The sequence below is a fragment of the Streptomyces sp. NBC_00289 genome (assembly GCF_041435115.1).
GTDB lineage: Bacteria > Actinomycetota > Actinomycetes > Streptomycetales > Streptomycetaceae > Streptomyces.
In genome coordinates this window covers 2036834-2050078 of record NZ_CP108046.1, presented here as the reverse complement: position 1 = coordinate 2050078, position 13245 = coordinate 2036834, and the positions used below count along the sequence as shown (strand labels likewise).

The window sequence follows — 13245 nt, the reverse complement described above, 5'->3', positions numbered from 1 at the left end:
TCGCGGGTCCGGCTCAGGACGCGAGCTGGGCCCGCAGCCACTCCTCCACCTCGCCCACGTGCGCGGCCGCCGCCGCCCGCGCCGCCTCCGGGTCGTGGGCGACCAGGGCGCGGTGGATCGCGGCGTGCTCGCGGCGGGTGCGGGCGAAGGCGCCCTCCTCCTGGTAGCCGCGCCAGACGCGGGCGCGGAAGGTGCGCGAGGAGAGACCGTCCAGGATCGCGGCCATGGTGTCGTTGCCGGCCGCCGTCGCGATCTCGCGGTGGAAGGCCAGGTCGTGGGCGAGGATCTCCTCCGGGTCGTCGGTGGCGTTCATCGCCGTCAGGTGCTTCTCCACCTCGGCCAGCTGGTCCGGGGTGATCCGGGCCGCGGCCAGCGCGGTGGCCGTCGACTCCAGGATGCGGCGCACCTCCAGCAGCTCCACCAGCCGCGGGCCGCGGGACAGGTCGGCCACGACCCCGAAGGTCTCCAGCAGGTCGCCGGCCTCGAGTTGGGTCACGTAGATGCCCGAGCCGTGCCGGGCCTCCAGTACACCCAGCACCGTGAGCGCGCGGATCGCCTCGCGCATCGAGCTGCGGGAGATGCCCAGCTCGGCGGCGAGATCGCGTTCGGTGGGCAGCCGCTGGCCCGGTTCGAGGCTGCCGTCGCGGATCAGTGCCTTGATGCTGTCGATGGCGCGCTGGGTCACCGTGCCCTTCTGCGGAGCGGGTGGGGCCGCCCGGGTCTCCCCGGCCGCCAGGTTCTCGTCCACGCCCACACTCCTTCAGTCGCCGGTGCGCCGCAGTCTAACCGGCCATGTGGTCGGACCACTACAGCTCAAATTCGCGAAATTCTGCCGTCGAAGGGTGTTGTTCGACAGAAGTGGTCTGATAAATATGCGGGCAACCGCTCGATCACGCTCGATGAGGAGCTGACAAAATGGCCGGCAGCACGGTGCGGAACGAACGACGCAGCAGACGACTCACCTCATGGGCGGTGCGCACGACGGCCTCGGCCGGCGTGGCCGCCCTCGCCCTCACGGCGTGCGGCAGCACCAAGCACAGCGGCGCCGCCGACGCGTCGGGCGGCGGCAGCGGCAAGGTCGGGGTGATCCTGCCCCTGCTGACCTCGCCGTTCTGGCAGTCGTACAACGACTACGTGCCGAAGATGGCGAAGTCCGAGGGCGTGGAGGCGCTGAAGACGGTCAACTCCAACAGCGACCCCTCGCAGCAGATCACCGACATCAACAACCAGCTCAACCAGGGTGTGAAGGGGCTCGTCGTGGCTCCCCTGGACAGCGCCGCCATCGCGGCCGGACTCGACCAGGCGGAGCGTAAGGGCGTGCCGGTCGTGGCCGTGGACGTCGCCCCTGAGAAGGGCAAGGTCGCCATGGTCGTCCGCGCCGACAACGAGGCGTACGGCGAGAAGGCCTGTCAGTACCTGGGCAAGCAGATTCCCTCCGGCAAGGTCGTGCAGATCATGGGCGACCTCGCCTCGGTCAACGGCCGTGACCGCTCGGAGGCGTTCCGCGCCTGCGTGAAGAAGAACTTCCCGAAGCTGAAGGTGCTGGAGATCCCCGCCAAGTGGGAGTCCGACACCGCCGCATCGAAGCTGGACACCCTCCTCAACGCCAACCCCGACCTCAAGGGCATCTACATGCAGGCCGGCGGTGTCTACCTCGCGCCGACCCTGCAGACCCTGAAGTCGAAGGGAATGCTGAAGACGGCCGGCCAGGCGGGCCACATCACCATCGTCTCCAACGACGGCATCCCGCAGGAGTTCGACGCCATCCGCAAGGGTGAGATCGACGCCACCGTCTCCCAGCCCGCCGACGCGTACGCCAAGTACGGCATGTACTACATCAAGGCGGCGATGCAGGGGAAGACCTTCAAGCCCGGCCCGACCGACCACGACTCGACGATCGTCAAGCTGGCCAACGGCATCCTCGAGGACCAGCTGCCGGCGCCCCTGGTCACCAAGGACAACGTCGACGACGCCAAGCTCTGGGGCAACACGGTCAAATGAGCACGCCACTCGTCGAAGCGCGTGGGGTCGTCAAACGCTACGGCCCCACCACCGCCCTCGCCGACGGCAGGATCACCGTCCTGCCCGGCGAGTCCCACGCCCTCGTCGGCCGCAACGGTGCCGGCAAGTCCACCCTCGTCAGCCTCCTCACCGGACTCCAGGCGCCCGACGCGGGCACCGTCCACTTCGACGGTGAGCCGGCGCCACCGCTCACCGACCGTGATGCCTGGCGCACCAAGGTGGCCTGCGTCTACCAGCGGCCCACGGTGGTCCCGGAGCTCACCGTCGCCGAAAACCTCTTCCTCAACCGTCAGCCCGGCAGCCGGCGCGGCTTCTTCAGCTGGCGCCGGCTCCAGGCGGAGGCCGTCGAGGTCCTCGACACCTGGGACATCCACGTCGACCCCGCCGCCCGCACCGCCGACCTCAAGGTCGAGGACCGTCAGATGGTGGAGATCGCCCGGGCGCTGAGCCAGGGCGCTCGCTTCATCGTCCTGGACGAACCCACCGCCCAGCTCGACAACCGCGAGATCGAGCGCCTCTTCGCGAGGATGCGCGCGCTGCAGGAGTCGGGTGTCACCTTCCTGTTCATCTCGCACCACCTTCAGGAGGTGTACGAGGTCTGCCAGAAGGTGACGGTTCTCCGCGACGCCCGCTGGATCACGAGCGCGCCCGTCGCCGAACTGCCCAGGGCGGCCCTGGTGGAGGCGATGGCGGGGGAGGCGCTGGCCGAGCAGCAGGCGGCTGCCGCCGACGCCGTGGTGGAGCAGGCGGAACAGGTGGAGCAGGAGCGGGCCGACGCAGCCGTGGTCCTCGATGTCCGGGGCCTGACCTCGGACACCTACCAGGACATCGCTCTGAGCGTCCGCCGCGGTGAGGTCGTCGGCCTCGCCGGTTCCAGCGGCAGTGGGAAGATCGCGCTCGCGGAGTCCTTCGCCGGGCTGCACACTCCGAGCTCCGGCACCGCGCAGGTCGAGGGCAAGCAGCTCCCGTTCGGCGATGTCCAGGGAGCTTTGAAGGCCGGCGTCGGCTGCGTCCCACGCGACCGGCACGGCCAGGGGCTCGTCTTCGGCATGTCCATCGGCGACAACTCCACCATGAGCGTCCTGGGCCGGCTCGGGCGGTACGGGTTCGTCGGCGCGGCCCGCAAGCGCGCCTTCGCGGCCGAGCTGATCGAGCGGCTGGACATCCACGCGGAGGGACCCGATCAGCCGGTCTCCGACCTCTCCGGGGGCAACGCCCAGAAGGTCGTGATGGCCCGCGCCCTCGCCTCGGACCCGCGTCTGCTGGTGCTCATCAACCCCACCGCCGGCGTCGACGTGAAATCCAAGGAGTCCCTGCTGTCCCGGGTGGACACCGCCCGCGAGGACGGCACCGCCGTCCTGGTCGTCTCCGACGAACTCGACGACCTGCGCCGCTGCGACCGCGTCCTCGTCCTCTTCCACGGCCGGGTCGTGGCCGAGTACCCGGCCGGCTGGAACGACCACGAGCTGATCGCCTCCATCGAAGGAGTGGACCATGGCTGACACGAAGGCCCCGTCGGCCTCCGCATCCATCCCCGTCAAAGCGCCCGACAGCAAGACCCTCAGGAGTGTGCTGCTGCACCGGGCCCGCGAACTCGCCCTGGTCCCACCGCTGTTGCTGCTCATGGTGATCGGCGCCGTCGTCAATGACTCGTTCCTCACCGAGCGCACACTGATCTCCATCCTCGCCTCCTCCGCCGCGCTCGCGATGGTGGTGCTGGCCGAGGCGCTGGTGCTGATCATCGGCAAGATCGACCTGTCCCTGGAGTCGGTGGTCGGTATCGCGCCCGCCGTCGGTGCGCTGTTGGCGCTGCCCGCCGCACAGTACGGCTGGGGCACCGAATGGCCGGTGGCCCTCGCCCTCCTGGCGATCCTCGTCGTGGGCGGCGCGATCGGCGCGTTCAACGGCTTCCTCGTGGTGAAGCTCAAGCTGAACGCCTTCATCGTCTCCCTCGCCATGCTGATCATTCTGCGCGGTCTGCTGGTCGGCGCGACCAAGGGCAAGACACTGTTCGAGATGCCCGACGCGTTCTTCTCGCTGGCGACCACCACCTTCCTGCGCGTTCCGCTGTCGGTGTGGGTCGCCGCGATCTGCTTCGGCATTGCCGGACTGATCCTCAAGTACCACCGGATCGGCCGCGCCCTGTACGCCATCGGAGGCAACTCGGACGCCGCCCGCGCCGCCGGCATCCGGGTCGACCGGGTGGTGTTCGGCGTGTTCGTCGTAGCCGGCGTCCTCGCCTCGGTCGGCGGGATCATGTTGACCGGCTACGTGGGCGCGATCAGCGCCAACCAGGGCAACAACCTGATCTTCACGGTCATGGCGGCGGCGGTCATCGGCGGCATCAGTCTCGACGGCGGCAAGGGCACCATGTTCGGCGCCCTCACCGGCGTCCTGTTGCTCGGTGTCGTGCAGACCCTGCTGCAACTCGCCCAGGTGCCGTCCTTCTGGATCCAGGCCATCTACGGCGGCATCATCCTGCTCGCCCTCATGATCGCCCGCTTCACCACCGGCCGTGCCCAGGACTGACCCCCGTCCCTGCCACCGACCGAAAGGTCCCCCTGTGTCCCCGACGCCCGTCCGCATCACAGCGGTCGACACCTATGACATCCGCTTCCCCACCTCGCGCGAGCTGGACGGCTCCGACGCCATGAATCCGGACCCCGACTACTCGGCCGCGTACGTTGTGCTGCGTACCGACGGCGAGGACGGTGCCGGCGGACCGGAGGGGCACGGCTTCACCTTCACCATCGGGCGGGGCAACGAGGTCCAGGTCGCCGCGATCCACGCGCTGCGCCACCATGTGGTCGGACGGACCGTCGACGAGGTGTGCGACAACCCCGGATCGCTCTTCCGGGACCTGATCGGGGACAGCCAGCTGCGCTGGCTGGGGCCCGAGAAGGGGGTGATGCACATGGCGATCGGCGCGGTGATCAACGCCGTGTGGGACCTGGCGGCCAAGCGCGCCGGCAAACCGCTGTGGCGGCTGCTCGCCGAGGCCGAGCCCGCATGGCTGGTCGGCCAGATCGACTTCCGCTACCTCTCGGACGCGCTCACCCCCGAGGAGGCCCTGGACATCCTGCGCCGCGGCCGGGCGGGCGCCGCCGAGCGGACCGCCCGCCTCCTGGCCGGCGGATACCCCGCCTACACCACCTCCGCCGGCTGGCTCGGCTACAGCGACGAGAAGCTCACCCGGCTCGCCGCCCAGGCGGTCGCCGACGGCTTCCGGCAGATCAAGCTGAAGGTCGGCGCGGACCTCGAGGACGACATACGGCGCTGCCGCGTGGCCCGTTCCGTCGTCGGACCGGACATCCGGGTGGCCATCGACGCCAACCAGCGCTGGGACGTCGACGAGGCGATCAGCTGGACCAGAGCCCTCGCCGAGTTCGACCCCTACTGGATCGAGGAGCCTACCAGCCCCGACGACGTCCTCGGCCACGCGGCGATCCGCAAGGCCGTCGCCCCGGTGAAGGTCGCCACCGGCGAGCACGTCCAGAACAGGATCGTGTTCAAGCAGCTGCTGCAGGCGGGCGCCCTCGACGTCGTACAGATCGACGCGGCCCGCGTCGGCGGGGTCAACGAGAACCTCGCCATCCTGCTGCTGGCGGCCAAGTTCGGCGTGCCGGTGTGCCCGCACGCGGGCGGTGTCGGCCTGTGCGAACTCGTCCAGCACCTGTCGATGTTCGACTACGTCGCGGTCACCGGCACCACCGAGGACCGGGTCATCGAGTACGTCGACCACCTGCACGACCACTTCGTCGACCCGGTGGTGATCCGCGAGGGCCACTACACGGCACCCGGCGCGCCCGGCTTCTCGGCCACGATGCGGCCCGAGTCCATCGCGCGGTACACCTTCCCCGACGGCACCTTCTGGGCCGCCGACCTCGACACCGAGAAGGGGCACGCGGCATGAACGACTTCGAGGGTCTCAAGGCCCTGGTGACGGGCGGCGCCTCCGGCATCGGCCGGGCCACCGCCGAGCTCCTGGCCGAGCGCGGCGCCCAGGTCGCCGTCCTGGACCTGGACCCGGCGTCGGTCGAGAAGCCGCTGCTCGCGTACCGCGCGGACGTCACCGACGACGCCTCCCTGCGCGAGGCCGTGGCGGCGGCCGTCGCCGACCTCGGCGGACTGGACGTCGTCGTCAGCAACGCGGGCGTCGGCGCACAGGGCACCGTCGAGGACAACGACGACGAGGAGTGGCATCGCGTCCTGGACGTCAACGTCGTCGGCATGGTCCGCACGGCCCGGGCCGCGCTGCCGCACCTGCGCCGGTCGGCGCACGCGGCGATCGTCAACACCTGCTCCATCGCGGCCACCGCGGGCCTCCCGCAGCGGGCGCTGTACAGCGCCACCAAGGGCGCCGTGTACTCCCTCACCCTCGCGATGGCCGCCGACCACGTCCGCGAGGGCATCCGGGTGAACTGCGTCAACCCCGGTACGGCGGACACCCCCTGGGTCGGCCGGCTGCTGGACGCGGCGGACGACCCGGTCGGCGAGCGCGCCGCCCTGGAGGCCCGCCAGCCCACCGGCCGGCTCGTCTCGGCGGCCGAAGTGGCGGGCGCCATCGCCTACCTGGCGAGCCCCCTGTCCGGCGCCACCACCGGTACCGCGCTCGCGGTGGACGGCGGCATGCAGGGCCTGCGGCTGCGCCCGGTGGGCCAGTGAGGACGCTCGGCCGCACCGGCGTCGACGTCAGCCCGCTCGCCTTCGGCGGCGCCGCGATCGGCAACCTCTTCACCGAGGTCACCGAGGAGCGGGCGCACGAGGCCGTGGCGACGGCCTGGCAGCAGGGCGTCCGCTACTTCGACACCGCGCCGCACTACGGCCTCGGCCTGTCCGAACGCCGCCTCGGCGCGGCCCTGCGCGACCATCCCCGCTCCGCCTACACGGTGTCCACGAAGGTGGGCCGCCGCCTGGAGCCCTCGGCGGCGGGCGGCGACGACCTCGCCAACGGCTTCGCCGTGCCCGCCACGCTCCGCCGGGTGTGGGACTTCAGCGCCGACGGCGTACGGCGCACCCTGGAGGCCAGTCTGGAACGCCTCGGCCTCGACCACGTCGACGCCGTCTACCTCCACGACCCCGACGATCACGCCGAACAGGCCTTCCGGGACGGCTACCCGGCCCTGGAGAAGCTCCGCTCGGAAGGCGTGGTCGGCGCGATCGGCGCGGGCATGAACCAGGCGGAGATGCTGACCCGGTTCGTCCGTGACACGGACGTCGACATGGTGCTGTGCGCCGGCCGGTACACGCTGCTCGACCAGCGGGCCCTGACCGACCTGCTGCCCGCGGCCGAGGAACGAGGCACCTCGGTCGTCGTCGGTGGCGCCTTCAACTCCGGCCTGCTGGCGGATCCCAGGCCCGGTGCCACGTACAACTACGCTCCCGTCCCGCCCGGGTTGCTGGACCGCGCCCTGCGCCTGAACTCCCTCGCCGAACGCCACGGCACCACGCTGCGGGCCGCCGCTCTGGCCTTCTGCGCCGCCCATCCGGCCGTCGTGAGCGTCCTGGTGGGGGCCCGGTCGGCGGCCGAGGTCCGCGACTGCGCCGAACAGTTCGCGGCGCCCGTGCCCGCCGCCTTCTGGCAGGAGGCCCGCGCCACCGGCCTCCTGCCGCCGGACGCCCCCGTACCCGCCGAGGAGCCGACATGAGGATCGCCCTGCACACCCGGGTCCGCGCGGACCGCGTCGCCGAGTACGAGGCCGCCCACCGCGAGGTCCCGGAGGAACTCACCGACGCGATCCGCGCCGCCGGCGCGACCTCCTGGACCATCTGGCGCAGCGGAACGGAGCTCTTCCACCTGCTGGAGTGCGCGGACTACGCCCGGCTGCTCGCCGAGCTGGAGAAGCTCCCGGTCAACATGGCCTGGCAGGCCCGCATGGCCGGCCTGCTCGACGTGGTGCACGACTACTCCGGCGAGGGCGCCGACGCCGGCCTGCCCGTCGTCTGGGAGCTGCCGTGACCGTCGACGCCCACCACCACGTCTGGGACCTGTCCGTACGCGACCAGGACTGGATCGGTGCGGACGACCCGCTGCGCCGCGACTTCACCCTCGCCGAGCTCGGGTCGGAGGCCCGCGCGGCCGGGGTCGACCGCACGGTCCTGGTGCAGACGGTCACCGTGGCCGAGGAGACCCCCGAGTTCCTCGCGCTGGCGGCCGGACACGAACTGGTCGCCGGAGTCGTCGGCTGGACGGACCTCACGCAGCCCGGCGTCGCCGACGAGCTCGACCGGCTGCGGGAACTCCCCGGCGGCCGGTACCTCAAGGGCATCCGTCACCAGGTCCAGGGCGAGAGCGATCCGCGGTGGCTGCTGCGTCCGGACGTACGCCGGGGCCTCGCCGCGGTCGCCGACGCGGGACTCGCCTACGACCTGGTCGTGCTGCCCGGCCAGCTCCCGGCCTGTGCCGAGGCGGCGGCCCTGCTGCCCTCACTCACCTTCGTCCTGGACCACCTGGGGAAGCCGCCGATCGCCTCCGCCGCACTCGAACCCTGGGCGTCCGGCGTGCGCGCCCTCGCCGCCCTGCCCAACACCGTCTGCAAGCTCTCCGGGATGGTCACCGAGGCCGACCCGGCGTCCTGGAGCGTCGACGACCTGCGCCCGTACGCGGACGTGGTGCTGGAGGCCTTCGGCCCGCGGCGACTGATGTTCGGCTCCGACTGGCCGGTGTGCACCCCGCTGGCCTCGTACGGAGAAGTCCTGTCCCTGGCAAGGGAGTTGACCACCGACCTGGACGAGAGGGACCGCGACCGTATTTTCGAGACGACGGCCGCCCGCGTCTACGACCTCTGAGCCACCCCCGCCAGCCGGGTCGGCGGCAGATACTCCCGCACGAACGTCCGCTCCCAGCACGCGCCCGTCTCCCGCAGCTCGCGCCAGGTCGTGTACCGGTAGCGGAAGAGGCGGGCCCGGACGTAGCGCGGCGGCGCGTCCGGCGGGAAGGGGGAGCGGCGCAGCAGTTTCAGGGTGTCCCGGTCGTTCTCCAGGAGCCGTTCCACCAGGGTGCCGAACCATGATCCGGCGTACCCGGGCGACAGCGCCGCGAACCACATCAGCCAGTCCAGCCGCAGGTGGTACGGCGCGAACTGCCGCGGCCAGCGCCGGGGATCACCCGGCTTGCCCTTGAACTCGTACTCCCGCCAGTCCGAGTCCGGACGTGGGGCGGAGTCGTCGGTGCCCTCGATCACCACCTCGTACCGGACCCGGCTGACGCTGCCGAACGCGCCGTAGGTGTTGACCAGATGGAGCGGGTCGAAGGAACGGTTCATGACCTGGCGGCGGGAGAGCATGTTGCGGACCGGCTGGTAGCTGAGCGCCAGGAGCAGCGCGGCGACCGCGAGGACCACGATCTCGTACCAGAGCGGGGTGTCCGGCACGGACCGCGCGGCGGACGGGAACCGCACCGCCGGCAGGGCCAGCACGATGGTGATCCAGTTCAGCCAGGCGAAGTTGCCCGACAGGACCAGCCACAGCTGGGTGACGATCATCAGGCACGCGGCCACCGTGGCGACCGGCTGCGGTGCGAACAGCAGGAAGGGCACCACGAGCTGGGTGACGTGGTTGGCGGCCACCTCGACCCGGTGCAGGGGGCGCGGCAGATGGTGGAAGAACCAGCTCAGCGGGCCCGGCATGGGCTGCGTCTCGTGGTGGTGGTCGAGGCAGGTCAGCTTCCGCCAGCACTCGTCGCCGCGCAGCTTGATCAGGCCCGCGCCGAACTCCACCCGGAACAGGATCCAGCGCAGCAGGAACAGCACCACGACCGGCGGGGCCACGTCGTCGTTGCCGAGGAACACGGCGAGGAAGCCGACCTCCAGGAGCAGCGACTCCCAGCCGAAGGAGTACCAGGTCTGCCCCACGTTGACGACGGACAGATACAGCGCCCACGGCGCCAGCCACAGCAGCATGCCGCCCCACAGGGGGAGCCGGGAGTCGAGTCCGGCCAGCAGCGCCGCCGACACCGCGCAGCCCGACCAGGCGCAGAGCGCGAAGAAGCGGTCGGTGTAGTGGAGCTGGAAGAGACTCGGGGCCGTCCGGAACGGAATCCGCTCGACGAACCGGGGGACCGGCAGCATCCCGCGTTCGCCGATCAGCGGGCGGAACTGGAGGGCCGCCGCCAGAAACGCGATCAGGTACAGCCCGGCGAGGGCCCGCTGGAAGACCAGCCGGCTCAGCCAGTAGTCGGACGCGGTGAACCAGTCCACGGCAGTGCGCTCCTCTTTCCAGTGTCACGCGGGAACCCGGAGTCACTCTGTGTGTACCGCGCCTCCGTTTGCGTAACCCGAGGGGGTGCGGCAGAAAATGGTGGCGAACTGCCCGCGATGAAGTGCGATGAAGTGGGAGAACGTGGTGCGCATACCCACCGGAGCCATCGTCACCGCCTGGACGCTCTCGGCGGCGCTCCTCGTCACCGGCTGCGGTGGCGCGGGGGACAGGGACGCGAGGTCGAGCGGCGGACTCCTCCTGGAGCCGGCCGTCACCGGTGGACCGGAACACGTCAGGGAATCCGGTCCACCGGCGACGGCCGTCCCGTCCCCGGTCACCCGAACGCCGCAGGCGGCCGCGCCGCCGGCACCCGACTGCGCGTCCCCGGACGCCGCCGCAGCCCCGGGCGTCCCCGTCACCCCGCCCCTCACCGCCCCGGGCACCTCGGGCATCCCCGAGACGCGGATGTCCGAGCCCGGGCTTCTGCCGGACGGTTCGGACGGGGCCGTGACGAACCAGGACGGGGTCGGTGAGGGAGCGACCGCCGAGGACGGGATCGGCGAGGACAGGACCGCCGAGGACAGGACCGCCGCGGACAGGACCGCCACGGACGACCTCGCCGGAAGCGACCTCGCCGCGGGCGAACTCGGTGTTCCGTCGTGCGAGCCCGAGATCGGGCCCGAGGCCGAGACCGAGTCGCTTCCCGGGCTCTCGGACGAGATCGGGCCCGAGACCGTGCCGGAGATCCCCGACCTGCGCGACGGCGGGGGGCTGATTCCGGACGCCGATCCGACCGGGGAGGACGGCGTTACCGACGGTCCCGCCGACGTCTTCGACAGCTGATTCCGGACACCACCGGGAAGCCGGCAGGTTCGGTTTCCCGGTCGAATAATCGGACTAACCCTGGCAAGGTGGGCCCCATGGTTGATCGGGGAGCGAGCGCCCTGTCACTCCCGGACGACTGGCCCGCCCACCCGGATCCGATCCTGGCGCTCAATCACATGGGCAGTTTCGACTGGGACCTCGACAGTGGCCTGTTCCATATGGACGCCCAGGCCTACGAGGTCTTCGACCTGCGCCCCGACGAGTACGACGGCCACCCCTCCTCCCTCGCCCACCGGGTCCCGGGCGCGGAGGGTCACCGGCTCGACGCGCTGGTCGCCCGGGCCATGAAGGACGGCAGCGAGAACTACGGCACGTACTTCCGCCTCCGCTGCCGCGACGGCTCGCTGCGCTGGACCCACACCCAGGGCTACATCCGCCGGGACGCGACCGGCCGGCCGCGCCGGATCGTCGGCATCGTCCGCGACGCCACCCAGGAACTCAACGACATCCTGTCCCGGCAGGAGCAGGCCGCCCAGGACGAGGCCCGGCGCCGGCAGACCAACGTCGTGCAGCTCACCACCGCGGCCCTCGCGCACGCCCGTACCGTCCAGGACGTCATAGACGTCCTCAAGGACACCCACGGCCTCACCCACCTCGGTGCCGCCAGCCTGGTCATGGGGCTGGTCGAGGCGGGCCGGATCAGGCTGATCGCCGAGGGGCCGGAGGGAAGTTTCGTCCCCGGCACCGACGTCACCCGGATCGACGAGCCCTACCCGATGAGCGAGGTCGTACGGACCCTCACCCCCCGCTTCATCGAGTCGCCCGGCGAGTTCGCCGAGCGCTATCCGATCCTCTGGCCGCACCTCACCGGCCTGGACATCACCGCGGCGGCCTATCTGCCGCTGATCGTCGAGGCCCGGCCGATCGGCGCCATGGGCCTGCTCTACAACGACCGAAGCGGTTTCTCGCCCGAGGACCGCAACGTGCTGATCGCCCTCGGCAGCAGCATCGCGCAGAGCCTGCAGCGCGCCATGTTCTACGAGCAGGAGAAGGACCTCGCCACCGGACTCCAGCAGGCCATGCTGCCCCGCGCCATCCCCCGGGTGCCCGGCGCCGACGTCGCCGTCCGCTACCGCTCGGGCTCGCTCGGCCGTGACATCGGCGGCGACTGGTACGACGTGATCCCGCTGCCGGGCGGCCGCGTCGGCGCGGTCATCGGTGACGTACAGGGGCACGACACGCACGCGGCGGCCGTGATGGGCCAGCTGCGCATCGTCCTGAAGGCGTACGCCACCGAGGGCCACACCCCGGCCACCGTGATGGCCCGCGCCTCCGTCTTCCTGCACGAACTCGACACCGACCGCTTCGCGACCTGTCTCTACGCGGAGGCCGATCTGTCCACCGGGGTGGTCCAGGTGGTGCGGGCCGGCCACATCGACCCGCTGATCCGGCGCCCCGACGGCACCTGCCGCCGCGTGTCCGTCGAGGGCGGTCTCCCGCTGGGCCTGTCCGCCGAGTTCGGCCGTCTGGAGTACCCCGTCGCCACCGTCGAGCTGGATCCCGGCCACACGTTGGTGCTGTGCACCGACGGCCTGGTCGAACAGCCCGGCGCCGACCTCGACGACGGCATGCGGGCCCTCACCGCGCTCATCGCCACCGGCCCCGAGGACATCCGGGACCTCGCCGACCGGCTCATCGACGTGGCCGAGGAACGTGGCGGCGACGACGACGTGGCGCTGCTGCTGCTGCGCCGGCTCGGACCGGGCGCCCCGAGAGCCGGCGGCCGGCTCCAGCAGCACGTGGCACTCGGCGACGCCGAGGCCCTGACCGAGGCCCGGCACATGATCCGTACCGCCGTCCGGGCCTGGGGCGCCCGTGACCGCGCCGACGAGATCGAACTGGCCGCCGACGAGCTGATCACCAACGCTCTGATACACACCGAGGGCTCCTCGGTCGTCACTCTCCGGGTCCTCAGTGGCGGCGACCGGAGGCTGCGCGTCGACGTCGAGGACTCCTCCAGCGCGCTGCCCCGGCGCCGCGAGGCGGGGGAGTCCGGTGTCTCGGGGCGCGGCCTGCTCCTCGTCGACCTGCTCGCCGACCAGTGGGGCGTGGAGGCGCGGGGCGGCGGCAAGTGCGTGTGGTGCGAGTTCGTGGTGCCGGAGCCGAACTGAACACGGCGGCCGACGGTGGCACTCTGGA

Annotated in this window: 12 protein-coding genes; 10 read left to right on the top strand and 2 right to left on the bottom strand. The window is 71.4% G+C overall.

The window, feature by feature from the left end:
- Nucleotides 1–13: 13 nt before the first annotated feature.
- Nucleotides 14–748 (bottom strand): FadR/GntR family transcriptional regulator, encoded by a 735-nt coding sequence (locus OG985_RS09760; protein WP_371667871.1) that lies wholly within the window; start codon nucleotides 746–748, stop codon nucleotides 14–16.
- 167 nt (nucleotides 749–915) lie between these two features.
- Between OG985_RS09760 and OG985_RS09755 the strand changes: the two genes are divergently transcribed.
- From OG985_RS09755 to OG985_RS09720, 8 genes are read left to right on the top strand one after another with little or no spacing between them, the layout of a single operon-like run.
- Nucleotides 916–2001 carry a sugar ABC transporter substrate-binding protein gene (locus OG985_RS09755; RefSeq protein ID WP_371667870.1) on the top strand — a complete coding sequence of 362 codons (1086 nt, stop codon included), beginning with the start codon at nucleotides 916–918 and terminating at the stop codon, nucleotides 1999–2001.
- Nucleotides 1998–3524, top strand: coding sequence for a sugar ABC transporter ATP-binding protein (locus OG985_RS09750; RefSeq protein ID WP_371667869.1), 1527 nt, complete (start codon nucleotides 1998–2000; stop codon nucleotides 3522–3524). The genes OG985_RS09755 and OG985_RS09750 overlap by 4 nt, the downstream gene beginning before the upstream one ends.
- Entirely contained in the window at nucleotides 3517–4551 is a 1035-nt protein-coding gene (locus tag OG985_RS09745) for an ABC transporter permease (RefSeq protein WP_371667868.1), read from the top strand. The genes OG985_RS09750 and OG985_RS09745 overlap by 8 nt, the downstream gene beginning before the upstream one ends.
- A gap of 34 nt (nucleotides 4552–4585) precedes the next feature.
- Entirely contained in the window at nucleotides 4586–5935 is a 1350-nt protein-coding gene (locus OG985_RS09740; RefSeq protein ID WP_371667867.1) for an L-fuconate dehydratase, read from the top strand.
- Nucleotides 5932–6687: an SDR family NAD(P)-dependent oxidoreductase gene (locus OG985_RS09735; RefSeq protein ID WP_371667866.1), complete on the top strand. Its 756-nt coding sequence runs from the start codon at nucleotides 5932–5934 to the stop codon at nucleotides 6685–6687. Before OG985_RS09740 ends, OG985_RS09735 begins: the two co-directional genes overlap by 4 nt.
- The gene (locus OG985_RS09730; RefSeq protein ID WP_371667865.1) at nucleotides 6684–7670 is read left to right on the top strand and encodes an aldo/keto reductase; all 987 of its coding nucleotides are present in this window, start codon (nucleotides 6684–6686) and stop codon (nucleotides 7668–7670) included. Before OG985_RS09735 ends, OG985_RS09730 begins: the two co-directional genes overlap by 4 nt.
- A complete protein-coding gene (locus OG985_RS09725; RefSeq protein WP_371667864.1) occupies nucleotides 7667–7981 on the top strand; it encodes an L-rhamnose mutarotase in 315 nt (104 codons plus the stop codon). The genes OG985_RS09730 and OG985_RS09725 overlap by 4 nt, the downstream gene beginning before the upstream one ends.
- Nucleotides 7978–8811: an amidohydrolase gene (locus OG985_RS09720; protein ID WP_371667863.1), complete on the top strand. Its 834-nt coding sequence runs from the start codon at nucleotides 7978–7980 to the stop codon at nucleotides 8809–8811. Before OG985_RS09725 ends, OG985_RS09720 begins: the two co-directional genes overlap by 4 nt.
- On the opposite strand, the gene OG985_RS09715 is transcribed toward OG985_RS09720, so the two are convergent.
- Nucleotides 8799–10220: a lipase maturation factor family protein gene (locus OG985_RS09715; RefSeq protein ID WP_371667862.1), complete on the bottom strand. Its 1422-nt coding sequence runs from the start codon at nucleotides 10218–10220 to the stop codon at nucleotides 8799–8801. The genes OG985_RS09720 and OG985_RS09715 overlap by 13 nt on opposite strands.
- Nucleotides 10221–10347: 127 nt before the next feature.
- On the opposite strand from OG985_RS09715, the gene OG985_RS09710 reads away from it, so the two are divergent.
- Nucleotides 10348–11064: a hypothetical protein gene (locus OG985_RS09710; RefSeq protein WP_371667861.1), complete on the top strand. Its 717-nt coding sequence runs from the start codon at nucleotides 10348–10350 to the stop codon at nucleotides 11062–11064.
- Nucleotides 11065–11141: 77 nt separating this feature from the next.
- Nucleotides 11142–13217 carry a SpoIIE family protein phosphatase gene (locus OG985_RS09705; RefSeq protein WP_371667860.1) on the top strand — a complete coding sequence of 692 codons (2076 nt, stop codon included), beginning with the start codon at nucleotides 11142–11144 and terminating at the stop codon, nucleotides 13215–13217.
- Nucleotides 13218–13245 lie beyond the last annotated feature (28 nt).

Coding starts and splice junctions, on each gene's coding strand:
- OG985_RS09735 (WP_371667866.1), top strand. CDS start 5,932: ATGAACGACTTCGAGGGTCTCAAGGCCCTGGTGACGGGCGGCGCCTCC.
- OG985_RS09705 (WP_371667860.1), top strand. CDS start 11,142: ATGGTTGATCGGGGAGCGAGCGCCCTGTCACTCCCGGACGACTGGCCC.
- OG985_RS09710 (WP_371667861.1), top strand. CDS start 10,348: ATGAAGTGGGAGAACGTGGTGCGCATACCCACCGGAGCCATCGTCACC.
- OG985_RS09755 (WP_371667870.1), top strand. CDS start 916: ATGGCCGGCAGCACGGTGCGGAACGAACGACGCAGCAGACGACTCACC.
- OG985_RS09750 (WP_371667869.1), top strand. CDS start 1,998: ATGAGCACGCCACTCGTCGAAGCGCGTGGGGTCGTCAAACGCTACGGC.
- OG985_RS09745 (WP_371667868.1), top strand. CDS start 3,517: ATGGCTGACACGAAGGCCCCGTCGGCCTCCGCATCCATCCCCGTCAAA.
- OG985_RS09725 (WP_371667864.1), top strand. CDS start 7,667: ATGAGGATCGCCCTGCACACCCGGGTCCGCGCGGACCGCGTCGCCGAG.